Consider the following 21,596-nt stretch of genomic DNA (forward strand, 5'->3'; position numbering starts at 1 on the left):
TCCTTAAATTGGTCATTTTCTATAAATATTATCTGTTTCATTTTATAGCTTTCTAGCGCCATCATCAATACTCGCTTGATAAATATCGGTTGCGTATCCAATATTATCCAAATATGTCTGAGAAACATCTTTTACAAAGTCTTGCCAGAATGTTTTTTTCACCAGAGCAATGGCACAACCCCCAAAACCAGCACCAGTCATTCGCGCCCCTAAGACAGCAGGATGTTGTTGCGCCGCAAACACTAGCGTATCCAGTTCTTTTCCTGTCACTTCATAGTCATTTTGTAACGAAGTATGAGAAGCATTCAACAATTCTCCAAACTCAACCAGGTCCCCTTTTTCTAAGGCTATTTTTGCTTTTTTGGTTCGTTCATTTTCTGTCACTGCATGTTTTGCACGCTTAAATAATATCTCATCTTCAATCAAAGCTGCATTGGCCACAAGGTCTTTGTTTTCCAGTTCTCCTAATGATTGAATCGATAATTCCTTTTGTAAATATTGTAAAGCTTGTTCGCATTCTTTACGGCGCTCGTTATATTTTGAATCTGCTAATTTTCGTGATTTATTCGTATTCATAATTGCAATGACATATTCCCCAAATTCAGCTGGAACCACTTCATAATCCAAGGTATTAGTATCTAGCAATAAAGCATGATCTGACTGTCCCATCCCTACAGCAAACTGATCCATAATACCTGAATTTACTCCAATAAATTGATTCTCTGTTTTTTGTCCTAACTTGACTAAATCGAGTGTAGTAATAGATAACTCAAATAAATCTTGTAGGATAACACCCATTAACAATTCAATTGAAGCTGAAGAAGAAAGTCCAGCACTATTAGGTATATTGCCATAAAAAGCAATATCTAAACCTGAATTAATAGAAAAACCTGCTTCTTTTAAGAAAAATAGCATGCCTTTAGGATAGTTTGCCCAATCATCTATTTCTTTATAAGTTAAATCTCCTAAGGTAAACTCAATTATTCCCTTTTCAGAAAAATTTTCCGAATAGAGTCGAACTAAACGATCCTCACGTTTTCTAACTGCAGCATATGTACCTAGCGTAATTGGTACTGGAAATACATAACCGCCATTATAATCTGTATGTTCACCAATTAAGTTTACCCTGCCTGGGGCAAAGTAAGTCCCTTGTGCCGGATGATCAAAAATTTCAGAAAATACTTTTTTTACTTTGTTTTCCATATTTTTCGCTCCTTTAAAATAAATACATAAATTACTTTAAACTAAGCCTTAGAAATAATTTTTTTAGTAAAACTATTATAAAACATTTAGTAAATAATTTCAATTTATTATTAAAATGCTTTCATATTGAATTCTGTTAACTAAATTTTGAAACAGTCTTTTATTATAATAAAACTAAAAGACAAAAGTTTCTTTAACAAATATAAGTATATCTCTTTTCAAATCTAGTCATTTCATTCATAATAAAGATAAGATAAATAAATGAGGTGAAAAATAATGAAGAAGTTTACTCTTGGATTTATTGTAGGTTCTTTAGCGACTACTGCCGCAACTGCTTGTTTAGTACAATCAGTAAAAAAACAAGTGATTGAACCAATCGAAGAAAAAGAAGCGATGATTGATGAAAATCGCAAAAAAGCACGTCGTAAAAGTTTTGCTAGATAAAAAAGATAAGACCTTATGTATGAACTTTTTAAAGCAATTGAAAAGTTCGATATACATAAGGTCTTGTTTTTTTTAGGTTACTTTCTTAGACTTTTTCTTACCTTCCCAGCCGTTAAATCCTTCTTTTAAGATGTAGATATCTTTATAGCCATTCTTACGTAATTTATTCGCAGCTCGTACGCTTAGTGTTTTTCCAGTATCATATAAATAAACTGGTTGATCTTTACGAATAGATCCTATTGAATTATTCAACAAAGTATAAGGAATATTTCTGGCACCTAGAATATGGTTGCCGTCAAATTCTTTTTTCTCACGAACGTCAATGACTTGCGCCTTTCTCATTCCTTGACGAAATGTCTCTTGATCAATGACCTTTGCTGAACGCTTTCCTTGTATATAAAAATATAACCAATTAATCCCCATAGCAATTAATATAGCAGCTAAAATAAGCGTCAAAGTTTGCAAAAAATTCATGTTCTGTCACCTTTCTAATCTTTTAGTTTCAAAGCTAACGAAGCCGCGCCAATAATTCCAGCATCGTTACCTAGTTGCGCTAATTTTATTTTTGTACTTTCAGTTACTTGAGGGAAAGTAAATTGTTCAAAATAGTTCGCTACCTTACTACGAAGAAACTCTCCTGCAGCCGAAACGCCCCCTCCTAATATTAAAGAAGAAGGATTTAATGAATTGCCCAAATTCCCACAAGCTAATCCTAGATAATAACAAACATAGTCTACTACCATCAATGCAAGCTGATCTTCTTTTTCTTCTGCTAGTTTAAAAACATCTTTACTAGTTATATCCTCACCATTATCTAAACTCTGTTTCAGTTCAGATGTTCCCGCATATTCTTCGGACAATTTACGGGCTACTTGAACAATTCCTGTTGCGCTTGCAATTGTTTCAATACATCCCTTTTTACCACAAGTACATTCAAAACCATTCGGGTCTACTGTGATATGACCCACTTCTCCGGCACACCCTGCTGCGCCGTGCAAGAGATCACCTTCCATAATGATACCACCTCCAACGCCGGTTCCCAATGTCATAAACACAACATCTGGCTCATTGTCACCTGCGCCTTTCCAACGCTCACCTAATGCAGCAACATTAGCATCATTATCTAGTGTAAAAGAAATTCCTGTTTCTTTTTCAATTTGTTCTTTGACAGGTTGAGTTGTCTTCCATTTTAAATTATAAGCACCAATAACTGTTCCTTTTTTCCGGTCAACACTACCTGGTGTCCCCATACCAATACCAATAAAATCTTTAGGCTGCATATCATATAAATTCAAATGATGATTAATTGATGCAATAATATCAGGAACAATATGAGAACCTTCATCTAAAATGTTCGTTTGAATACTCCATTTTTGCTGAATCTCACCTTCAGTTGTCAAAATAGCAAATTTGACAGTCGTACCACCTAAATCGATTCCCATAATTTTTTCTTCAGCCATTCAATTATCCCCCCAGCTTTCTTCAATTCGATGTTCTCTTATTAATATATTTCTAGCTTTTAGGTAAGTTTCTTGATCTATCAGTCGTGCTTCAAAGAGCTTTTTGAGTTCAATGCTCATCAGTTCGATATCATAGATCCGCTTGCCTACATATACAAATATGCCAAAACGTTTTAATAATTGTTGCACGTCATATAAACTATCCATATATACACTTCCTAAATATTATACTAGTAATTGATATTTTTTAAAACCATAGAACAAACAAAAGCCTAGTAAAAATACTAGCGCAATACCCGAAATTATGCGAACATGGATTGAATAATCACGTAAGCGTTGGGGTAAACCAAATAAGTTACCTAACAGCGCACCGCCAAGTAAACCTCCAATGTGTCCCCAAATATCTATCGAACGATCAAATAAACTAAAAAGCAAACTAATCCCAATGAATAAAGTAAATTGTCGTACTAGAACTTGGATGGCATAATTATTTTTGTAGTGTACTCCTAAAACAACAAAAGCACCAAATAAACCAAATAGTGCTGTGCTGGAACCGGCCGATTGTACCCCTGGTGAATTAAAAGCAAAGCTTAACAAGTTTCCTGCAGCTCCACTGAGAAGGTAAATGAAAAAGTAACGCATATGGCCATACATAGCTTCTAAGCGCTGCCCCATAAAATATAGCACAATTGAATTTACAGCAAAATGCATTAACCCGTAATGTATAAATATAGGCGTGATAAATCGCCAATATTGCGAATAATACACTACAAAGGGACCAAACATCGCACCTTGTGATTCAATTAAGCCAGGAAAAAGATAGGAAATGATAAACACCAATATCTGTATGCCCAAAAAGAAGTAGGTAATAATCGGTTGATTAAGCCACCGACGAAGTTGAATGTTATTCATAGACATAGCTCCCTTCAAGAGTGTCAGTATAAATGCGCATCACTGCTTGGTCAAACTCTTCTGCTTGCCAATCATCATTTAGTTGTTCAGAAAAGGCTAAACCACACGTTTTGCCAGAAAAATCTTCCAAAAAACGATCATAGTAGCCTTTACCAAAGCCAATACGATAGCCTTTCTTCGAAAATATCAATCCAGGTACCAATATTAAATCAATATCTTTTTTTGCTATAACTAAGTTATTCATAGGCTCTTCAATCCCAAAATCAGATAACTGATAAGTTGTATTTTCATCTACTTCATAAAAATTTAACTGACGTTCAGGTAAGGTTTTAGGTACTACTACTTTTTTTCCCTGACTTAAAGCTTTTTTCATAATAGGTTCAGTATTGAGTTCAAACGACTGCGAGCGAACCATCCCAATTGTTTGAGCCTCTTTCCATAATTTAGAATGGAACAAAAGTGTGGCAATTTGTTGTTCCTTTTTTCGTTTCTTATCTATATGTTTAGCTAACTCTTCTAATTGTTGTTTTCCTTCTTGTCGTAGTATGCTTTTATCCATTGTTTCCACTCCAATATCTCAAAATTATTCTACTTGTTTAAGACAATATGTATCTATTCTACCATGTTCAAATAGATACAGATATACAAAATTTTGCGTCAAGCAAACTTACTTAACATTTTTATCTAAAATTCTAGAATTTTACCTACAAACATGATATGATAGTTAAGTCCAAAAAAATGGAGTATCTAGTTATTTATAGGAGGGAAATGTCATGCGTGTAAACATTACATTAGAATGCACTTCATGCAAAGAACGCAATTATTTAACAAGCAAAAACAAACGCAATAACCCAGACCGTTTGGAAAAGAAAAAATATTGCCCACGTGAAAGAAAAGTTACTTTGCATCGTGAAACAAAATAAAAAAGTCATTCACCTGCTAAATAATCATTCCTGGTTATTTAGCAGTTTTTTTAATATATCCTCTAATACAACAATGTTTCTCTATTTCTTTGAGCTATCTCTTCTAATGCAACATTGTTTTTCTATTTCTATGGTCTATTGCTTCCCATTCAACATTAATTTTCCGTTTCTATGGTCTATCTACTCTCATTTAATATTAATTGGATACATTTAACAAAAGTAATAAACTTTCATGGATATTCCAGATTTTTATGTAATAAAAAAAGCCTTACCCGAAGATAAGACTTTAAAATGATTATTTATTCGACTTATTAGTACCAGCCATTTGCTTGCCAGAAAGTTTTAGCAGCATCCCAGCCACCATAACGACTGTTAACATATTGATCAGCAACTTTTTCTTGGTTTGCTGGAGAGTGGTCACCATTCAAGTAAGATGAATCCAGTTGATATTTACCAATGTAACGTCCATTAGTAGCTGAGTAGGAATTACTAGATTCTTTATTTGCAATCCAAGCTTTTGCAGAAGATGATTCTCCTGAAGATTGTTTTGAACTTGATGTTTGTTTAGGTGCAGCTTGTTGTTTAGGCGCTGATTCTTGCTTAGGAGCTTCTTGTTGTACAGGAGCTTCATTGCTAGAAGAACCATCTGTTGCAATGGTTAATTGAGTCCCTACAAAAATCATATTTGAGTTTTCAATATCATTGTCTTCTGCAATTTTATTCACTAAACTGTTGTCACCAGCAAACTTCATTGAAATTTTTGATAATGAATCGTTTGGTTTAACAGTGTAAGTTTCGTCTGCATTTACATCGCTTGCGCCAAATGCTAATGTTGCTCCTGCTGCCAATACTGTACTAAAAACTAAAGTCTTACTAAATTTCATTTTTCATTGTCCTCCAAATTTTTTTAATTAACGTTTTGTTTTGTGCTACAATTGATAATTTACCATTGATTTGTATTTCATGTGTAAAAAAAACGTAACAATTCATTACAATTTGTTAAAAAAGATGACAAAAGCTATAAATTAAAAAATAACTATGTTATTTTTTATGAACAGAATTCAACAATTATAGTTCAATAAAACGCTAATTAACTAATGTTTTTATAAAAAAATCTCAAAAGAATTTTATTTTTATTTAAGTCTGTTATATTATATTTCTTGTAACATTAATCATAAAAAAAAAATCTCAAAAAAATGTTTTTTTACCACTTTTTTGAGATTTTTTTATTGCATTGCTATGAATCTTTTTTAGAAGTGCCTGTTTCATAATTAATTTGGTAGCCATCTTGTATATTATAGATATAAACATTAAATTGAAGTTGATCATCTTCGATACTTCGTGCTTCCATCTCAATTCCTCTAGGTACCAGATCTTTTTCTTTAAATAAAGGTGTTACACGATAACGAACATGATGTTGTGTTTCTTTCAAATAAACTGCTACTTCTTCCTCATATTCTCTCATTGGCCCTTGATTCATTTGTTGGGTACCGGTAAATAAATTTTTCCAGTTGTCATCTTCTCCTGTTAGCTGAAAGCCAATGAGATGCGAGCGATTATACAACCACTGTCCGCCAGTGATTTTCTTTTGCTTCCAACCTGAAGGATAGACTTCTGAAATATCGCCCCGCTCTTGTCCAGGCATCATTTTCTTATGTAGCATAGCATTTGCTGGTCCAACTCGGTTCATCCTATCTAAATTAGAAAAACTTTGCCAAGCGCCTTCTTCTAGCGACAACTCTTCTTCAGTAAAAAATGGTTGATCTTTATTTAAAGTAACAAGCTCGTCTTCTCCATTATATTCAGGTAAATTCTCTAATTGCGAATAATCAGCCGTGTTATTTTGCGTTTCAAATGCTTCAACTACAGAACCAAAATCGTTAAAATCAATCTTTGACAAGTCAACATTGCCAGCAGTTGCCGTAAATAATAGAAGAAGCACTAGCGAGCTAAGCAGTGCTTTAACTGTTTTAGGTCTTGTTTTTTTCCGTTTGTATGCCATTTTTGTTCTCTTTCAATTAACATAATATATTTTACAAAGAAACAGCGAGGATCTATTGATAGATTCTCGCCATTTAAAGTACTTAAACTAAATAATCACTGTAGATATCATCCACTGTATTTTCAGGATCAATGACAACATAAAGATTTTTTGTCGTTTCACTGACTTTTGTTGTTTGATTTACATTGTCTAATCCTTCTTCATCTTTATCCTTATATGGGAAATATACTGTATCAGGTTCGCCGTTTTGATATACAATTTGCATATATTCAATATCTTCATATTTTAATGCGCGAGAGAACATTCCCATTTCTAGGCCACCTAAGTTGATATCAGAAGTCGCAACATGATCTCCTTCTTGGTAAACCTCCATTTTAAAAGCAGCACAAGGATGAATTTCTACAAAATCACTACCGTTAATTCTCCCATAACTAGTCGTTACTTGCTTGATCCATAAATCTCCGATGTGCCGACGATCGATCGTCCAAGTTTCGCCATTACGAAAGAATAATTTTAAAGCTTTCATTTGTCTTGCCATCTCCAAATCCTCCCCTTATCTTGTTTGTTAATAATCTTACAATCTAAGTTTAGCACAAAGCTCAGTCAAGGTAAATACAGCGGTTAGACTAGATGCTTATCTAAAACTAGTCTTTTACTTGGCTCATTACTATTTTTCCATTTTTTCTTTAGCTAAATGTAATAATTCTTCTTTTGTGTTTGAAACATGACGGTGTAAGACAGCACTTTCTAGATAAGTTAACTGCTCTTTCAACCAACTTCCCGGTTTTTTAGCAAAATAATTCATCAAGTCATTTCCATTAACAGCTAAATCCTTTAAAGAATGAATCGCTAGCATGTGATAATCAGCTTGTACTTTTGCAAGATCTGCTGTCAAACCATAAAATGGAAGTAATTCCTCTACCAAGATAGCATAGTTTTCACCTAATTCGTATAACAAATCAACTGAAAAGTTTGCTTTTTTTCGAGCTTGTAAGCCATAAAACACCCCTTGGACGGTTTTAATTAATTCATTTGAACATTTCCAGCTTTTCAAAAAAGGACGGATATCCTTTTCTTCCATAGCTAATTGGTCGATCAACAAAACCCAAGCTTGGCTCTCATTTTTTATAACTTTTTCTGGTAATTTGGAAAAAGCCAACAGTCTTTCGCCCATACCTGCTAAACCAGGACAATATTCGAAACATTGACTTTTAACAAGGGCTTGTAGACCTTTTTTTCTGTAGTCTCCTAGTAAAAACTTTACAAATTCTACATTAATCCGTTCAACAGATATTTTTTTTAATAGTTGATGGTTTTCTTTAATGGCAGCAAAAGTTTCGTTTTCTAAATCAAACCCTAATTGGCTGACAAAGCGCAACCCCCGCATCATGCGTAAAGCATCTTCAAAAAAGCGCTCGTGAGGATCGCCCACTGCTCGTAAAACATGCTGGTCTAAGTCTTTTAGACCAGCAAATAAATCAATGATTTCACCATTTTCTCTGATAGCAAAAGCATTAATAGTAAAATCACGACGTTTCAAATCTTCTTTTAACGAACGAACAAATTCAACATGATCTGGGCGACGGAAATCTTGATAAGCTGATTCTGTTCTAAAAGTTGTGATTTCATACTGTCCTGCTTTTTCTAACACCAAAACTGTCCCATGCTCAATTCCTACGTCAATTGTCTTAGGAAAAATTTGTTTAATTTCGGCGGGAAAAGCACTTGTCGCGATATCAACGTCATGAATGGGCTGATTTAATAAAACATCACGCACACTACCGCCCACAAAATAAGCTTCATGTCCCGCTTTTTCGATCTTTTTTAGAATCGGTAATGCTTGTTGATACTCAGTTGGAATTTCTCTTAGTTTCATTTCTTAGCCCTTTCCTACATACTTTCATTCTTGTTTTTCATCTTTTCTTTCAAAACGATTATGATCTCGATGGTTGAATTTTGCCATATTTTTTTCAAACACTTCAGTTAAATCAACATCTAATGAATTTGCCATAATCATTGTAACAAATAATATATCGCCCAATTCTTCTTCGACAGTATTCGGTACTTCCGAAAGCTTTTTTTGCTTTTGGCCATAATAATGGTTCACTTCTCTGGCCAGTTCACCAACCTCTTCAGTAAGACGCGCCATTTGCGCTAAAGGGGTAAAATAACCTGACTTGAATTGTTGGATATATTGATCTACTTCTTTTTGCATAGCTGTTAAAGTGTAATTATCAGACAATGGAAGGCCTCCTTTTAATGTTTTCTTTTCTATTTTAGCAAAAGTACTTTAAAATTCCTAGAAAAGGAAAGTCTATCAAAATACAAAAAAAGCTCATTCCCACCTTTTATCCAGCGTGACAAGAGCTTTATTTGCTATGAATGATTATTTACTTCCTTTTGCTTTTGTGCAATTAATTGATTTACTTTTTCCGAAAGTTCCATAAAGGTCGCTTGATCGTCATTTTCTAGTGCTAGATCAATTAGCTGATACAATTCTGTTATTTCTGCTTGGATATTTTCTTCTCTAAAATAATGTTTTATTCTAGCTAAAGTTTTATCGTCCATATTGTCATTCCAACGATAATATGGATTGTCTTCCAACACGCCTAAGTACAGTTCATTATTCCAAGCATTATCAAATTGTATTTCAAGATAGAGTGGATCTTGCCAGTTCAAACGTATTTCATGAAAAATCTGATCGCTATCTTTAAACATTTCTCCTTCAATAAATAAAGCGATAGGCTCTCCATAAAAATGACGAGAACAAATCGTGATCCCTCTAGGCGTTCGTCTGGCTTTTTCAACAAAGTGAACATGTTTTAAGATAGGTTCATGATTTGCTAAGTAATTTAAGATCCAAGGGATTTCTCTTTTTGCAAAAAACTCATGAGAAACCAGCCAATTTAAAAAACGTCTTTTATCTAGTGTAGGAATTTCCATACTTTCACCATCTTTCCGATAAATCATCCAAAATTGATTCAGCTTCCATATCTCCAGGTTCATGTTCAAGATAATGTGAAAGATAAGATTTTGCTTCTTCTAAGCGCCCTTCTTCACGCAAGAAAATACCGTATTCTTTCATAAAATCAGGCTCATGCTTTAATTCAACGCTAGCCTGTTCGTAATACTGGCCAGCTTGCTCAAAATCTTCCAATTCATTATAAGCATGAGCTAAGTTCCATAAAGCGTATGGATTTTGTGTATCTTCCATTTGCTGTACTGTTTTTATCGCTTCTTCAAAACGTTCTTCATTGATATACAAATTACTAAGCGTTAAAAGTGTTTCTTCCGTCTTTTCTCCTAGTTCTAAAGCCTGTAATAGATAATCTTCTGCTTTTTTAGCATCGTGTAACCTATAACTATTCTCAGAAGCAAAATGGTATAAATCCACTTGATAAGGATTTTCTTGAATGCCTTCTTCAATAACCGTTTGTGCTTCTTCAACCAATTCTTCTTCTTGTAAGCTTTCAGCTAATGGGAGGTACAAAGCTCGATATTGCGGATTTAATTCACGCAATTCTTGCAAATAACGTATCGATTTGTCGTTATCTTTTAACTGCCGATAAACAAAAGCCGTTTGGAAAAGGCGTTCGTCAGTTTCTCCTTCTTCTAGAGAAGCTTCCAAATACTCAACAGCATTTTCAAAATCTCCTTCTAAACTAAGTGTTGTTCCCAAGCGTTCTTTAATTGACACATGATTGATTTCTTCTTCACCAAGTTCTAATAAATGTTGATAGATAAATGCTGCTTCGTTAAAACGATCCATAGATAGATATAGCTCTGCTAAAGCAAATTGAATCAGTGGTTCATCAGGAAGAATACGAGAAGCTTCTTTTAACTTGCTTTCACTGACTTCCGGAATGCCCAAAACTTGATATAAATCTGCTGTAACCAACAAAGCTTGCGGATATAATTCACTATCAGAACCAATTTCTTCTAATAGTTCCAACGCTGCATCTGTCTCATTATTTTCAACAGCAATTTCAGCTAGCGGCAGATTGTTTTCTTTTTGCTCAGGATGGCGTGATTTTAAATTTTCAAAAACCTGTTTTGCTTCTTCTAAAAATCCAATTGAAAGTAATGACTCTCCCAATTCTTCTAAAATATCCTCATTATCTTCTTTGATTGCTTGATTTAATTGTAACTGTGCCTCAGCAAAGTCCTCTTGATCTAAAGCATCTAACATTTTTTCACTATATGTCATATATTCTCCTCAAATCTTTGAAATAATTTTCTGATAACGTTCTACCGCCCTTATCATTGTCTTTTCATTAGCAAAACAAGAAGCACCAGTTTCCCCAATTTCCGATAGAACGGACAGTTTCTGATTTTCTTGTAAAGTAAGTACATTTTCTAAATATTCACTAATCGACAACCGTTCAGGCAACTCAATGGGATACCCAAGTTTTTTTAACCAAACCATAAAATTTTCTACTCGAAAAGTCGAGTCATTAATTTCTAAATTCCAAAATAATTGCAAAAGCAAGCCTAAAAAGCGTTTCATATAAGCCGACAGTAGATGTCCATTTTCCGTTAAATAAAAAGCTTTTTCATATATAGTGCCATAAGAAGTTATGGCTAAAGCCTGCGTTTCATATAATCTTGTCATATGTTCAACAAAAGCCATAAAAGAGGCAGTATGTAATTGTTTTTGTGACGGAAAATTTTTAAACAATTGATGTAAAAATGCATAATCACTAACTAAGCCAGCTTGAATAAACATTTGTAAATCAACCAGTTTCCCATCATTTTGTTTTTGAATAATCGTTTGATCTAAAAAAATATGTGTTGGTAAATTTTTTTGTTGTAACAACTCATTATAAGGCGCTTTACAAATCATTTTATTTTCGACCAATGCACTGAAAAAAGAGCGAAAAGATGGTGGAATAACCCAAAATTCTCCCGACAACATTACGGTACGCTGTAAAAAGCCAGTTAATTGTACAACGCCTTCATTACCAAAAGCAATGAAAAGGTATCTTTCTGATGAAGGAAACCTACCTAAAAACTGCAAGAATTCCATCATTTCTTCTAAATGGTTACAATATAGCTGATTGCGTGCAATATACCAATCAATATCATTTGTAGGAAATGCCTGCTGAATCTTTTGAAAAAATTGGTCATAATAACGTTGATTGGTTAAAATAATCACATGTCTATTATCTGGCAGTACATCTTCGATACTTCTTGCAAGAGGCTTACCATAAGTGATCTGTGTGGTTAAATCTTGTCTTTGGTAGGTTAATTGCATAGGTCTTCCCCGCCTTTGTTTACATATATTTATTATATCACGAATATAGTTCGTTTGAGAAATTTCATCATTTAAACAAAAAGGCAGGGAAACTTAGATAAAAAGGTACACCTTCATTTTCTTAATTGATGGACAAAAGCCAAAGTTTTACACTTTTTTTGGCAGGACTTGAGTCTGCAAATTTGGTTAACAAAAAGACCCTTGAGAGATCAAGGGTCTTTTAAGATACAAGTTTTATTTTACAGCGTCTTTTAACGCTTTACCAGGTTTGAATGCTGGTACTTTGCTTGCTGGGATTTTAATTTCTTCACCAGTTTGTGGGTTACGTCCTTTGCGTTCTGCGCGAGAACGTACTTCGAAGTTACCAAAACCGATCAATTGAACTTTTTCGCCGCTAGCTAGAGAATCTTGAATCGTTGTGAACACAGCATCAACTGCTGCAGTTGCGTCCTTTTTAGTCAAATCAGTCGCTTCTGCAACTTTTTCGATTAATTCTGCTTTATTTGCCATGGATGGAATCACCTCCTGAAAATATAATGATGTTTCGGTATAAATCACGTTCATTTGAATCACTCAAAATCCCGTGACAAATATTGATATATTCGATCAATATTCTGTTATAACGTTATCATAAGAACCTTTTAATATCAAGGATTTTCGCCATTTTGAGGCTATTTTTTTCTTTTTTTGCTATTTATTTAGAAAAAAAGATATTCTTTTGCCAAAAGCCAAAAACTGTGGTAAAATCTTTACTTTCTCTTACGTGGAATAATCCGTATAGGGGTCCCTTCAAATTCAAATGCTCGACGAATTTGATTTTCTAAAAAGCGGGCATAAGAAAAATGCATCAGATTTTCATCGTTCACAAAAACCACAAAAGTTGGTGGCTTCACTGCCACTTGTGTTGCATAAAAGATTTTCAAGCGTCTACCTTTATCAGTGGGCGTTGGATTAATTGCTACAGCATCCATAATGACATCATTTAAGATAGACGACGGGACACGAAGGTTCTGATTCATCCCGACGCGTTCAATTAAATCAGGAAGCTGGTTTAATCTTTGCTTTGTTTCTGCTGAGACAAAGATAATTGGCGCATAATCTAGATATAAGAATTCATTGCGAATCTTTTTTTCAAATTTCTGCATGGTATCCGTTTTTTTCTTTAATAAATCCCATTTATTTACGACAATTATAATCGCACGGCCTGCTTCGTGCGCATAGCCAGCAACCTTCTTGTCCTGTTCTCGTATCCCTTCTTCTGCGTTTAAGACCATTAAAACCACATCTGAACGATCAATAGCTGTCATCGCACGCATTACACTGTATTTTTCTGTTTTTTCATAAACTTTCCCGCGTTTACGCATGCCAGCAGTATCTATCATAGTGAATTCTTGGCCACTTTCGCTGACAAAGCGAGTATCAACCGCATCGCGCGTTGTCCCCTCGATCTCTGAAACAATCACGCGGTTTTCCCCTAATAACGCATTGATCAAAGAAGATTTTCCCACATTTGGTCGACCAATTAAACTAAAATAAATCATTGATTCATCTTTGTTACTTTCTTCTTCAGGAAAGTATTTGACGACTTCATCTAAAACATCACCAAGACCGATACCATGACTACCTGAAATTGGATAAGGATCTCCTAACCCTAAGGTATAAAAATCAAAAACATCGTTACGCAGTTCAGGATTATCTGCTTTATTAACTGCTAATACTACTGGTGTATTGCTTTGATATAAAATACGCGCTACTGTTTCATCCGCATCTGTTACCCCTTCACGAATGCTCGTGACAAAAAGGATAACGTCAGCTTCTTCAATAGCAATCTCTGCTTGGTGTTTAATTTGATCTTTAAACGGTTCATCGCTTAAATCAATCCCACCTGTATCGATAATGTTGAATTCCTGGTTTAGCCACTCACCTTTTGTATAAATACGATCACGAGTTACGCCTGGCGTATCTTCTACTATCGAAATACGTTCTCCAGCAATTCGGTTAAAAATCGTTGACTTTCCAACATTTGGTCGGCCAACAATCGCTATCGTTGGATTTGCCATTTTCTTCCCTCCATCTTGAACTGCACAACGAATTTTGTATACGAAAATAGCTAGCACTTATAGCCGAAACGATAAAAATACGCAACTTCCTTTTTCGTTATGCGATAACTTTTTTAACTTAACCAGTGTACCCAATGAAACTTAAACTTGCAAGTACTCTTAAACATTTCATTTTTTCATAAAAAAAAGACTGTTTAAAACAGCCTTTTTTATAAACGTGTGATAACTACTCTTCTTCGTCATCCCTTAATGTTTCACCCAAAATATCTCCCATAGTAAATCCTGATCCGTCTTCAGCGTCTTGATAATCTTCAGGTTCAGGTTCATATGATTCTTCTGTTTCTTCCGGTTTTTCTTCCAGTGCCTTAATGCTTAAAGCAATACGGTGTTCTTCAGGGTTAACATCTAAGACTTTCACTTGGATTTGATCGCCTTCTGATAACACTTCATGCGGTGTCGCAATATGCTTATGCGAAATTTGCGAAATATGAACTAAGCCTTCTACGCCTGGGAATACTTCGACAAAAGCACCAAAACTTGTTAAACGTTTTACAGTGCCTTCTAAAACAGCTCCTTTAGGTGCTTTTTCTTCAATATCAGTCCAAGGACCAGGTAATGTATCTTTAATGGATAAAGAAACACGTTCGGTCGTTGGATCGACTGATAGAACTGCTACATTCACCTTATCGCCAACACTCAACACATCACTAGGTTTACCCACATGTGAGTGTGAAATTTCAGAAACATGAACTAAGCCATCAATGCCACCTAGATCGATAAAGGCGCCAAAATCAGTTAAGCGAGCCACTGTCCCTTCGATGACATCACCTTCTGAAATAGAAGCAAGTAGTTCTGCTTTCTTCTGTTCTTTTTCTTCTTCGACAATCGCCTTATGTGATAAAATCAAGCGATTTTCTGAAGGTTCAATTTCGATAATTTTGAATTCTAATGTTTTTCCTTTATATTCATTAAAATCGTCAACAAAGTAGTCTTCAACCATAGAAGCTGGCACAAAACCACGTACACCTACGTCAACAACAAGACCACCTTTAACAACGTTTGTTACTGGGGCTTCAATTGTTTCACCATTTTGGTATTTTTCTTCAATTTCTTCCCAAACCTTTTTCGCATCAAGACGACGTTTGGAAAGTAAATAACTACCATTTTCCTTGTCTTTTCCAATGGATGAAATAACGACAAGATCAAGCACATCTCCAACTTTTACTACCTCATTGATGTCTTCGACAGGTAAAGTCGATAATTCCTTAGCAGGAACTACACCTTCAACACCTGTACCTTCAATTCCGATGATCGCTTGTCTATCTTCTAAAGCAAGCACTTCACCTTTTACAATGTCCCCAACTTTTACATCGTGAACAGCATTTAACGCATCTTCCATCGTTCCACCGTTTTCTTCAAAGTTATTATTTTCAAATTCTGTCATAACTTATGTCCTCCTAACCAACGATTTAAAAAACACTTCACTCTTTAGTCTATGCTATAATAATAAAAAAATAAAGCGATTTCTGTATATTTTTATTGAAAAGTCTGAATTTACATTTCACAGGCTTCTTACAAATTAATCACATCATTTATCTGAAATAATTTTATCACTTATAACTATTCCATTTTATCGTAAGTAAAGACAACTTGATCGTTATCTTCTAGCGTGGTTTCATCAGCGCCAGTATTGACCATTTCCTCATTTATAGTGTATGTCCAATACATGTTTTCGCCCTCATCTTGTTCGATGTCTTCAATTGTTGTAATCATACCACTATCTTCTTCAATATCAAAATTATCTTGCATAACTTCCATGAGTGTTTCATCTGTTGTTGTCTCTATTTCTTTTTCATCGACCGTTTGATCTTCATCTTCGATCTCAACTGTCGCGGTAATTTCTTCTTGTGCTTGGCTTGTTTGGCTTGTGGCTTCACTTGTGTCAGCTGCATCTTGTTCGTTTGAACAACCAACGATAAACAAAGCACTGAAAAAAGCAATACCTGCGACAAACTTTTTCTTCATCCAAATTCCCCCTTACACTTTTTTTCTTTTACCACGCTTTTGATCGCCGTCACCACTTCATCGATGGACATCCCAGTTGTATCAACTAAAATGGCATCTTCAGCTTGTCTCAATGGAGAAGCGTTGCGGTGTGAATCAGTATAATCACGTTGTTCAATTTCTTTTTTTAAGGTTTCAAAATCACTTTCTATTCCTTTGGATTGGTTCTCCTTATAGCGCCTTTTTGCTCGCTCACGAGCTGAAGCAACTAAAAAAATTTTTACCTCAGCCTCTGGAAGGACCGTTGTGCCAATATCTCTTCCATCCATCACCACACCCCCTGGTTTAGCAATCTCTTGCTGTGCTTTAACTAAATGAGCGCGGACGCTAGGAAAAGCTGAAACCTCAGAAACATTATTGGTTACTTCAGGTTCACGAATCGCTTTTGTAATATCTTGACCATTTGCAAATACTAGTTGTCCGTATTCTGTTTGCTTAAAAGTAATTGGATAATTTTTAATTAATTCAACCAGGGCCATTTCATCTGTAAAAGATACTTGATATTTTAAAGCCAAATAAGTAACACTGCGGTACATCGCCCCTGTATCCGTATAAATAAACCCAAAATCTCGTGCGATAATTTTAGCAACTGTACTTTTTCCAGAAGATGCTGGACCGTCAATAGCTATATTGATTTCATGCATGTCGTTTCTCCTCGCCTAAACTTGAAAATTTTAAAGTTTATAGATAGATAAAAAAACCGCATGAGCGGCTTTTTTATCTAGTTCTTAACTCTTGTCCAGGATTTATATGGAAATTACTTGGATCCATCCCGTTTAATTCGGCAAGTTCTTCTACGCTCATTCCATTTCTTTCAGCTACTTGTTGTAATCCATCCCCAGATTGAACTGTCGCATAACCTTCGCCGCCTTCTTGATCATCTTGTTGGCCTTGTTGATCTTGATCTTGGCCTTGGTCTTGTTGACCTTGTCCTTGATTTTGAGCTTGTTGACCTTGTCCTTGGCCCTGTTGACCTTGTCCTTGATTTTGATCTTGTTGATTTTGACCTTCTTGCCCTTGGCCTTGTTGCCCTTGATCTTGCGCGGCTTGTTGGTCATCTTCTGCAGCTTGTTGTTGATCTTGATTCCCAGCTGCTTGTTGGTCATCTTCAGCAACTTGCTCATCTTCGTTTTCTTCTGGCTCTTCAGAAGAACTTTCCTCAGTGGAACTACTTTCTGTCGAAGACTCTTCTGTAGTTGTTGATGTCGTTGACTCAGTTGTACTTGTCGAAGTCTGTTCGGTGTTAGCAACAGTTTCAGTATCATTATTACGACTCATCACCCATAAACCAGCAACAGTTGGTACAGCAATAATTAAAACCAATAAAACGACAACAATCGTTAAAAAGCCGCTACTTCCTTTCTTTTGTTGACGTTGTTGAGAACGCGATGAATTTTCATCCTCATTTTCTGTATCATAGATGGGTTGTTCCCATGGTTCTTGCCCTTGTGATTCTTTATTTCTTCTATCTCTTCTACTCACTTTAAATGACCTCCCACTCACTATCTTTCCGCTGTATTATACCATATGTTGTCTCTTTATGTCTTCCTAAATTGTTGTGAATTTTCTTCTTTAAACATTTTTAGTAAAATTTCTTGCCAGTGTGTTTTATTTACCGAAAAACAGTATTCCTTTTTATCATCAATTACTTCTTTTATTCCATGAAAATCACAACACCTTTCAGGAATTTTTGTTAATGTTTCTCCAAAATAACTCAATAAAAATTCTCGCCTACAGCCATCAAAATAAATATAATCAAGCATTTGTTTAAGTTTTTTCTGCTTTTCTGTTTCGTTTTGTCTCAATTGTGTAAGAAAACTATCTTGGTCTGAAACTTTAATTTGTTGTAACCATTTTTCTTGCAGCTCGGTTAATTTGCTCAGTAATTGCTGATCTAAATAAAATTCAAAAAATTGACGCTCTTGTTGTGCTTGTTGCTGCATAAAATGATGAATTTTTTCATCTTTTTCTTGATATAAAAGAACTGCGTTGCTAGGTTTTTGATCGCGACCACTTCTACCAATCTCTTGCATATAATTTTCTAAGCTATCAGGTAGTTCATAATGAATCACTAAACGAATATCAGATTTATCAACGCCCATACCAAACGCATTTGTACAGACTAAGATTTGTAGCTGATCATTAATAAATTGTTCCTGCAGAAGTCTTCTCTGGCTGCTATCCAATCCACCATGATAGTAGCCGATAATATAATCGTTTTTTAAGCGATCATAGACTTCCTCTACTTTTTTTCTTGTTGCGCAATAAATAAGTACTGAACCGTAAGCTTTATCCAGCAGTTTTTTCAAATCCGTCAATTTTGCCTGTGTATGTATGACAGACAAGGAGACATTAGGACGATCGACAGAATAGCAGTGTTCTACAGTATTTTTACTTAACAATAAGTTTTTTATTTCTGTTTTTACCTCATCAGTAGCTGTTGCTGTCAAAGCTAGCGTCACAGGGTTATGTAGACGTTTTTTAGCTTGTTTTAAATTCCTATATTCAGGTCGAAAATCAATTCCCCACTGCGAAATGCAATGGGCCTCGTCAACAACAAATAAAGCAATATGATAAAGTTGTAATTTTGATAATATTTTTTCCTGCATAAGCATTTCCGGGCTTAAAAAAACAAATTTATAACTAGAAAAATGGTCCAATACATACATTTTCTCTTGTTCATTCAAATTACCATTTAAAAGCACGCCTCGTTTTTCACCATTTCTTTGTAAAGAAGCCAGTTGATCTTCCATCAAAGAAATTAAAGGAGTAACGATCAGTACTGTGCCCTCTCTTAAATATGCAGGCAGCTGATAACAAAGGCTCTTTCCTGTACCAGTTGGAAGTATAGCTAAACTGTCGTTTCCTTCTAGTAATGAATTTATCGTTTCTTTTTGACCAGGACGAAAACTTTTATAGCGAAAGTAACGATATAATGTTTCTTCTAACATAGTGATTCTTTTTTCCTCCATATTTGATAGAGTCGAATTTCCAAAAAACTTGCATTAAAGTCCCCTTTTAATTCTTTAAAGGGATAAGCAAAAGAATTTATGGGCAATTTTTCTAACTCTTTTTGAGTTTTTTGTGAGAAAAAGTTGGAAAAAGGAAAGGCTGAATCTGCTAGCGCCCATTCTATCAGATGATCTTGAATCGTACCTTTTTTTAATTTTCGCTGTTGCATCACTTTATCAAGAGACCATCCTTGCTGAATTAACTTGCGAGTTTTTAACATACTTTGGTTATAATTTTGCAAAAGAAAAGGACGTAAAAACTTATATAATAAATACTCTGGATGCTTAATCATTTGAGCTAAAAAATGATGGATCGCTGCCGATTTATATAGATCCAACCATGGATATTGTGTGTATTTATCCGCCACTAATTGAAAAAAGGCCGCCCCTTCTTGCTGGTAACCTGAAAGTGTTTGTGCTAATAAATCCGCATGTTCTTCTGATAAAACTTCTAGTATTTCTGCTGTTTCCTGATACAAAGTATCAGCTAAATTGCCATTATACTGGTGAATGACTGTCCGAACTCTTTGCGTATAAATAGGCGCGTTTTCTAGAGGAACATAGTTTGTTTCTTTTCCCAAAAATGATACCGCCTGTAATAGAAAACGTACAGAACGCCAGCATACTTCTTCTTTTCTTCCAAATTTAAAAAAATTCAATGGTTGAAAAGCAGGCGTTTGTAACAAATTAGACGAATACAAATTTTTTACTAGACTTATTTGCTGCTTTTCTTCTTTTATGTAGCCTTGTTTATTTATTTTTGCTAATATTTGGTAAAATTCTTCTTCTTTTAAACTAGGAAAGACTGAAAAAAAAGGCAAAAGGTCGTGAAAATAAGCATAACATAAGACAGAAGTCGTGTGTTTTCCCACTAACAGCTGGTAAAGAGTAGTTTTTTTCAACTTGTTATCTGCTATAAACAACGATAAAATAAATTCATCCATATAATCCTCCAGAAAGAATGTGAGCAAATGTCACGATTATGTAAAATTGTCCCAGAACGCTGCATCGCTTGCGGCTTATGCGCCTTATACGCACCAGAAGTTTTTGATTATGATGATAACGGTGTTGTCTTGTTTTCTCAAGAGCCCAAAGCCTATCAACAGTTTATCGCTGTTAAAGATCAAGAAGATGTCATTAAAGCTTATAAGCGATGCCCAGTAAGAGCAATTTTGTTAGAAAAATAATCCTATATCTATTATACACAAAATTTTCTTCTCTGAAATAAAGTCAAAGTAAATTTTCCTTTAGTTATTTATTTTTTAAGGGGGTGTCTCCCTTTTTTAGTAATACCTTCTTTCTCTACTCATTATGAAACAAGTTGATAATAGATAGAAATAGCCAGCTAAACATTGTTTTTGTTTAACTGGCTAGTTAGTTTTATAAGATTTTTTCTATTTAATGGTTGAGGAATGAGGCGTTGAATGATTTTGTTTTCTACTGATCCATGGGAGTAACTTAGCGTGCAGAACTAAGAATACAGCACTTACCAGTCCACCTTTTACTAAATTAAATGGTAAAATTCCTAACACTACATAATTTGCCAATGGCATACCCAGCATTTCATCTACTGATAATTGGAAAAACCTCAAGTATAAAGGTGTAATAACAAAGTAGTTAGCAACACTCATAAACAAGGTCATGGAAAGTATACCTAAAAGGGTTCCTGAAATTTTGTTTCGTAAGTTTGCTCCTTTATTAAAGAAGTAATAAACTGGCAGACAATAAACAGTTGTTGCTAAAAAGCTAGCAACATCCCCTACAATATTTTGTGGCGCAAGACCAGTTGTGATAAGGTGCAAAAACGAGCGAAGAAAAGCAGTCAAGATTCCACTAACCGGTCCAAATAAAAACATACTCAAAATCACTGGGATATCACTAAAATCTATCTTTAAAAATCCAAAAGCTGGCATAACTGGAAACGCAATATATTGTAACACCAAACCCATTGCTGCAAACATCGCTACTGTCACCATTTTTCGAGCGTTACTGTGCATATAAATCCTCCTATTTCAAGGATTCATCTTCAATCGAACCTATTGGTTTTTATATTGTTAATAAAAAAAAAAAAAAATACTCTATTTTCCCAAGGGAGAATAGAGTATTTGTACTAACAAAAGTCAGCTAAACCAAATATGCTCTATCTTCTTTATCCAGACTGTACTGTCGGTATCGGATTTGCACCGATTCAACCACTTGTAACAAGCAGTTCGTGGACTTTTACCACCGGTCGGGAATTGCACCCTGCCCCTGAAGACGAACC

Annotated in this window: 26 protein-coding genes and 1 riboswitch; of the genes, 3 read left to right on the forward strand and 23 right to left on the reverse strand. The window is 34.8% G+C overall.

The features are described 5' to 3' along the window. Positions 1-42 precede the first annotated feature (42 nt). On the reverse strand, positions 43-1,203 hold the full coding sequence (locus tag AC806_RS07685) for a galactokinase (protein WP_014125352.1): 1,161 nt from the start codon (positions 1,201-1,203) through the stop codon (positions 43-45). A gap of 276 nt (positions 1,204-1,479) precedes the next feature. Here AC806_RS07685 and AC806_RS07690 point away from each other — a divergent pair, with 276 nt between their 5' ends. Beyond that, a complete protein-coding gene (locus tag AC806_RS07690) occupies positions 1,480-1,647 on the forward strand; it encodes a DUF3042 family protein (protein ID WP_014125353.1) in 168 nt (55 codons plus the stop codon). A gap of 72 nt (positions 1,648-1,719) precedes the next feature. On the opposite strand, the gene AC806_RS07695 is transcribed toward AC806_RS07690, so the two are convergent. From AC806_RS07695 to AC806_RS07715, 5 genes are read right to left on the reverse strand one after another with little or no spacing between them, the layout of a single operon-like run. Then, a complete protein-coding gene (locus tag AC806_RS07695; protein WP_014125354.1) occupies positions 1,720-2,121 on the reverse strand; it encodes a rhodanese-like domain-containing protein in 402 nt (133 codons plus the stop codon). 14 nt (positions 2,122-2,135) lie between these two features. After that, positions 2,136-3,107: an ROK family glucokinase gene (locus tag AC806_RS07700; RefSeq protein WP_014125355.1), complete on the reverse strand. Its 972-nt coding sequence runs from the start codon at positions 3,105-3,107 to the stop codon at positions 2,136-2,138. Then, the gene (locus tag AC806_RS07705; protein ID WP_014125356.1) at positions 3,108-3,314 is read right to left on the reverse strand and encodes a YqgQ family protein; all 207 of its coding nucleotides are present in this window, start codon (positions 3,312-3,314) and stop codon (positions 3,108-3,110) included. Positions 3,315-3,332: 18 nt separating this feature from the next. Then, entirely contained in the window at positions 3,333-4,019 is a 687-nt protein-coding gene (locus tag AC806_RS07710) for a rhomboid family intramembrane serine protease (protein ID WP_014125357.1), read from the reverse strand. After that, entirely contained in the window at positions 4,012-4,578 is a 567-nt protein-coding gene (locus tag AC806_RS07715; RefSeq protein ID WP_014125358.1) for a 5-formyltetrahydrofolate cyclo-ligase, read from the reverse strand. Before AC806_RS07715 ends, AC806_RS07710 begins: the two co-directional genes overlap by 8 nt. Before the next feature lie 214 nt (positions 4,579-4,792). Between AC806_RS07715 and rpmG the strand changes: the two genes are divergently transcribed. After that, positions 4,793-4,942: a 50S ribosomal protein L33 gene (rpmG, locus tag AC806_RS07720; protein ID WP_010753318.1), complete on the forward strand. Its 150-nt coding sequence runs from the start codon at positions 4,793-4,795 to the stop codon at positions 4,940-4,942. A 311-nt stretch (positions 4,943-5,253) separates the two neighbouring features. Here rpmG and apf read toward each other — a convergent pair whose 3' ends face one another. The 16 genes from apf to AC806_RS07800 form a co-directional block, all read right to left on the reverse strand. Beyond that, a complete protein-coding gene (apf, locus tag AC806_RS07725) occupies positions 5,254-5,826 on the reverse strand; it encodes an aggregation-promoting factor (protein WP_061840623.1) in 573 nt (190 codons plus the stop codon). 353 nt (positions 5,827-6,179) lie between these two features. Beyond that, entirely contained in the window at positions 6,180-6,944 is a 765-nt protein-coding gene (locus tag AC806_RS07730; RefSeq protein WP_069029111.1) for a DNA/RNA non-specific endonuclease, read from the reverse strand. An 82-nt stretch (positions 6,945-7,026) separates the two neighbouring features. Beyond that, positions 7,027-7,482, reverse strand: coding sequence for a hypothetical protein (locus AC806_RS07735; protein ID WP_061840625.1), 456 nt, complete (start codon positions 7,480-7,482; stop codon positions 7,027-7,029). Between the two features lie 129 nt (positions 7,483-7,611). Next, entirely contained in the window at positions 7,612-8,820 is a 1,209-nt protein-coding gene (locus tag AC806_RS07740; RefSeq protein WP_014125362.1) for a CCA tRNA nucleotidyltransferase, read from the reverse strand. A gap of 24 nt (positions 8,821-8,844) precedes the next feature. Beyond that, positions 8,845-9,159, reverse strand: a complete 315-nt coding sequence (locus AC806_RS07745; RefSeq protein ID WP_180991268.1) for a nucleotide pyrophosphohydrolase — start codon at positions 9,157-9,159, stop codon at positions 8,845-8,847. 161 nt (positions 9,160-9,320) lie between these two features. Next, on the reverse strand, positions 9,321-9,887 hold the full coding sequence (locus tag AC806_RS07750) for a YpiB family protein (RefSeq protein WP_069029400.1): 567 nt from the start codon (positions 9,885-9,887) through the stop codon (positions 9,321-9,323). A 4-nt stretch (positions 9,888-9,891) separates the two neighbouring features. After that, positions 9,892-11,151 (reverse strand): tetratricopeptide repeat protein, encoded by a 1,260-nt coding sequence (locus AC806_RS07755; RefSeq protein ID WP_069029112.1) that lies wholly within the window; start codon positions 11,149-11,151, stop codon positions 9,892-9,894. A gap of 9 nt (positions 11,152-11,160) precedes the next feature. After that, positions 11,161-12,198 (reverse strand): hypothetical protein, encoded by a 1,038-nt coding sequence (locus AC806_RS07760; RefSeq protein WP_069029113.1) that lies wholly within the window; start codon positions 12,196-12,198, stop codon positions 11,161-11,163. A 234-nt stretch (positions 12,199-12,432) separates the two neighbouring features. Next, complete coding sequence (locus tag AC806_RS07765; protein ID WP_157978101.1) at positions 12,433-12,762, reverse strand: HU family DNA-binding protein; 330 nt, start codon at positions 12,760-12,762, stop codon at positions 12,433-12,435. Positions 12,763-12,947: 185 nt separating this feature from the next. Then, positions 12,948-14,258 (reverse strand): ribosome biogenesis GTPase Der, encoded by a 1,311-nt coding sequence (gene der / locus AC806_RS07770; RefSeq protein WP_061840629.1) that lies wholly within the window; start codon positions 14,256-14,258, stop codon positions 12,948-12,950. 226 nt (positions 14,259-14,484) lie between these two features. Further along, complete coding sequence (rpsA, locus tag AC806_RS07775; RefSeq protein WP_061840630.1) at positions 14,485-15,702, reverse strand: 30S ribosomal protein S1; 1,218 nt, start codon at positions 15,700-15,702, stop codon at positions 14,485-14,487. A 176-nt stretch (positions 15,703-15,878) separates the two neighbouring features. After that, entirely contained in the window at positions 15,879-16,283 is a 405-nt protein-coding gene (locus AC806_RS07780) for a DUF4430 domain-containing protein (RefSeq protein WP_061840631.1), read from the reverse strand. Beyond that, positions 16,280-16,966, reverse strand: coding sequence for a (d)CMP kinase (gene cmk / locus AC806_RS07785; protein ID WP_014125371.1), 687 nt, complete (start codon positions 16,964-16,966; stop codon positions 16,280-16,282). The genes AC806_RS07780 and cmk overlap by 4 nt, the downstream gene beginning before the upstream one ends. Positions 16,967-17,039: 73 nt before the next feature. Next, positions 17,040-17,804 carry an SAG1386/EF1546 family surface-associated protein gene (locus AC806_RS07790; RefSeq protein WP_061840632.1) on the reverse strand — a complete coding sequence of 255 codons (765 nt, stop codon included), beginning with the start codon at positions 17,802-17,804 and terminating at the stop codon, positions 17,040-17,042. A 56-nt stretch (positions 17,805-17,860) separates the two neighbouring features. Then, positions 17,861-19,273, reverse strand: coding sequence for a RecQ family ATP-dependent DNA helicase (locus AC806_RS07795; RefSeq protein ID WP_061840633.1), 1,413 nt, complete (start codon positions 19,271-19,273; stop codon positions 17,861-17,863). Next, positions 19,267-20,277 (reverse strand): YpbB family protein, encoded by a 1,011-nt coding sequence (locus tag AC806_RS07800; protein WP_014125374.1) that lies wholly within the window; start codon positions 20,275-20,277, stop codon positions 19,267-19,269. Before AC806_RS07800 ends, AC806_RS07795 begins: the two co-directional genes overlap by 7 nt. 27 nt (positions 20,278-20,304) lie before the next feature. On the opposite strand from AC806_RS07800, the gene AC806_RS07805 reads away from it, so the two are divergent. After that, a complete protein-coding gene (locus tag AC806_RS07805; protein ID WP_014125375.1) occupies positions 20,305-20,520 on the forward strand; it encodes a ferredoxin in 216 nt (71 codons plus the stop codon). 207 nt (positions 20,521-20,727) lie between these two features. On the opposite strand, the gene AC806_RS07810 is transcribed toward AC806_RS07805, so the two are convergent. After that, the gene (locus AC806_RS07810; protein WP_061840634.1) at positions 20,728-21,330 is read right to left on the reverse strand and encodes an ECF transporter S component; all 603 of its coding nucleotides are present in this window, start codon (positions 21,328-21,330) and stop codon (positions 20,728-20,730) included. A 141-nt stretch (positions 21,331-21,471) separates the two neighbouring features. Then, positions 21,472-21,595: riboswitch (FMN riboswitch) on the reverse strand. Between the last annotated feature and the right edge of the window lies 1 nt (position 21,596).

The organism is Tetragenococcus halophilus, assembly GCF_001712815.1.
Lineage (GTDB): Bacteria > Bacillota > Bacilli > Lactobacillales > Enterococcaceae > Tetragenococcus > Tetragenococcus halophilus.

Excerpts from the sequence above, each read along its gene's own strand:
- AC806_RS07685 (WP_014125352.1), bottom strand. The coding sequence starts at position 1,203 with ATGGAAAACAAAGTAAAAAAAGTATTTTCTGAAATTTTTGATCATCCG.
- AC806_RS07690 (WP_014125353.1), top strand. The coding sequence starts at position 1,480 with ATGAAGAAGTTTACTCTTGGATTTATTGTAGGTTCTTTAGCGACTACT.
- AC806_RS07695 (WP_014125354.1), bottom strand. The coding sequence starts at position 2,121 with ATGAATTTTTTGCAAACTTTGACGCTTATTTTAGCTGCTATATTAATT.
- AC806_RS07700 (WP_014125355.1), bottom strand. The coding sequence starts at position 3,107 with ATGGCTGAAGAAAAAATTATGGGAATCGATTTAGGTGGTACGACTGTC.
- AC806_RS07705 (WP_014125356.1), bottom strand. The coding sequence starts at position 3,314 with ATGGATAGTTTATATGACGTGCAACAATTATTAAAACGTTTTGGCATA.
- AC806_RS07710 (WP_014125357.1), bottom strand. The coding sequence starts at position 4,019 with ATGAATAACATTCAACTTCGTCGGTGGCTTAATCAACCGATTATTACC.
- AC806_RS07715 (WP_014125358.1), bottom strand. The coding sequence starts at position 4,578 with ATGGATAAAAGCATACTACGACAAGAAGGAAAACAACAATTAGAAGAG.
- rpmG (WP_010753318.1), top strand. The coding sequence starts at position 4,793 with ATGCGTGTAAACATTACATTAGAATGCACTTCATGCAAAGAACGCAAT.
- apf (WP_061840623.1), bottom strand. The coding sequence starts at position 5,826 with ATGAAATTTAGTAAGACTTTAGTTTTTAGTACAGTATTGGCAGCAGGA.
- AC806_RS07730 (WP_069029111.1), bottom strand. The coding sequence starts at position 6,944 with ATGGCATACAAACGGAAAAAAACAAGACCTAAAACAGTTAAAGCACTG.
- AC806_RS07735 (WP_061840625.1), bottom strand. The coding sequence starts at position 7,482 with ATGGCAAGACAAATGAAAGCTTTAAAATTATTCTTTCGTAATGGCGAA.
- AC806_RS07740 (WP_014125362.1), bottom strand. The coding sequence starts at position 8,820 with ATGAAACTAAGAGAAATTCCAACTGAGTATCAACAAGCATTACCGATT.
- AC806_RS07745 (WP_180991268.1), bottom strand. The coding sequence starts at position 9,159 with ATGCAAAAAGAAGTAGATCAATATATCCAACAATTCAAGTCAGGTTAT.
- AC806_RS07750 (WP_069029400.1), bottom strand. The coding sequence starts at position 9,887 with ATGGAAATTCCTACACTAGATAAAAGACGTTTTTTAAATTGGCTGGTT.
- AC806_RS07755 (WP_069029112.1), bottom strand. The coding sequence starts at position 11,151 with ATGACATATAGTGAAAAAATGTTAGATGCTTTAGATCAAGAGGACTTT.
- AC806_RS07760 (WP_069029113.1), bottom strand. The coding sequence starts at position 12,198 with ATGCAATTAACCTACCAAAGACAAGATTTAACCACACAGATCACTTAT.
- AC806_RS07765 (WP_157978101.1), bottom strand. The coding sequence starts at position 12,762 with ATGAACGTGATTTATACCGAAACATCATTATATTTTCAGGAGGTGATT.
- der (WP_061840629.1), bottom strand. The coding sequence starts at position 14,258 with ATGGCAAATCCAACGATAGCGATTGTTGGCCGACCAAATGTTGGAAAG.
- rpsA (WP_061840630.1), bottom strand. The coding sequence starts at position 15,702 with ATGACAGAATTTGAAAATAATAACTTTGAAGAAAACGGTGGAACGATG.
- AC806_RS07780 (WP_061840631.1), bottom strand. The coding sequence starts at position 16,283 with ATGAAGAAAAAGTTTGTCGCAGGTATTGCTTTTTTCAGTGCTTTGTTT.
- cmk (WP_014125371.1), bottom strand. The coding sequence starts at position 16,966 with ATGCATGAAATCAATATAGCTATTGACGGTCCAGCATCTTCTGGAAAA.
- AC806_RS07795 (WP_061840633.1), bottom strand. The coding sequence starts at position 19,273 with ATGTTAGAAGAAACATTATATCGTTACTTTCGCTATAAAAGTTTTCGT.
- AC806_RS07800 (WP_014125374.1), bottom strand. The coding sequence starts at position 20,277 with ATGGATGAATTTATTTTATCGTTGTTTATAGCAGATAACAAGTTGAAA.
- AC806_RS07805 (WP_014125375.1), top strand. The coding sequence starts at position 20,305 with ATGTCACGATTATGTAAAATTGTCCCAGAACGCTGCATCGCTTGCGGC.
- AC806_RS07810 (WP_061840634.1), bottom strand. The coding sequence starts at position 21,330 with ATGCACAGTAACGCTCGAAAAATGGTGACAGTAGCGATGTTTGCAGCA.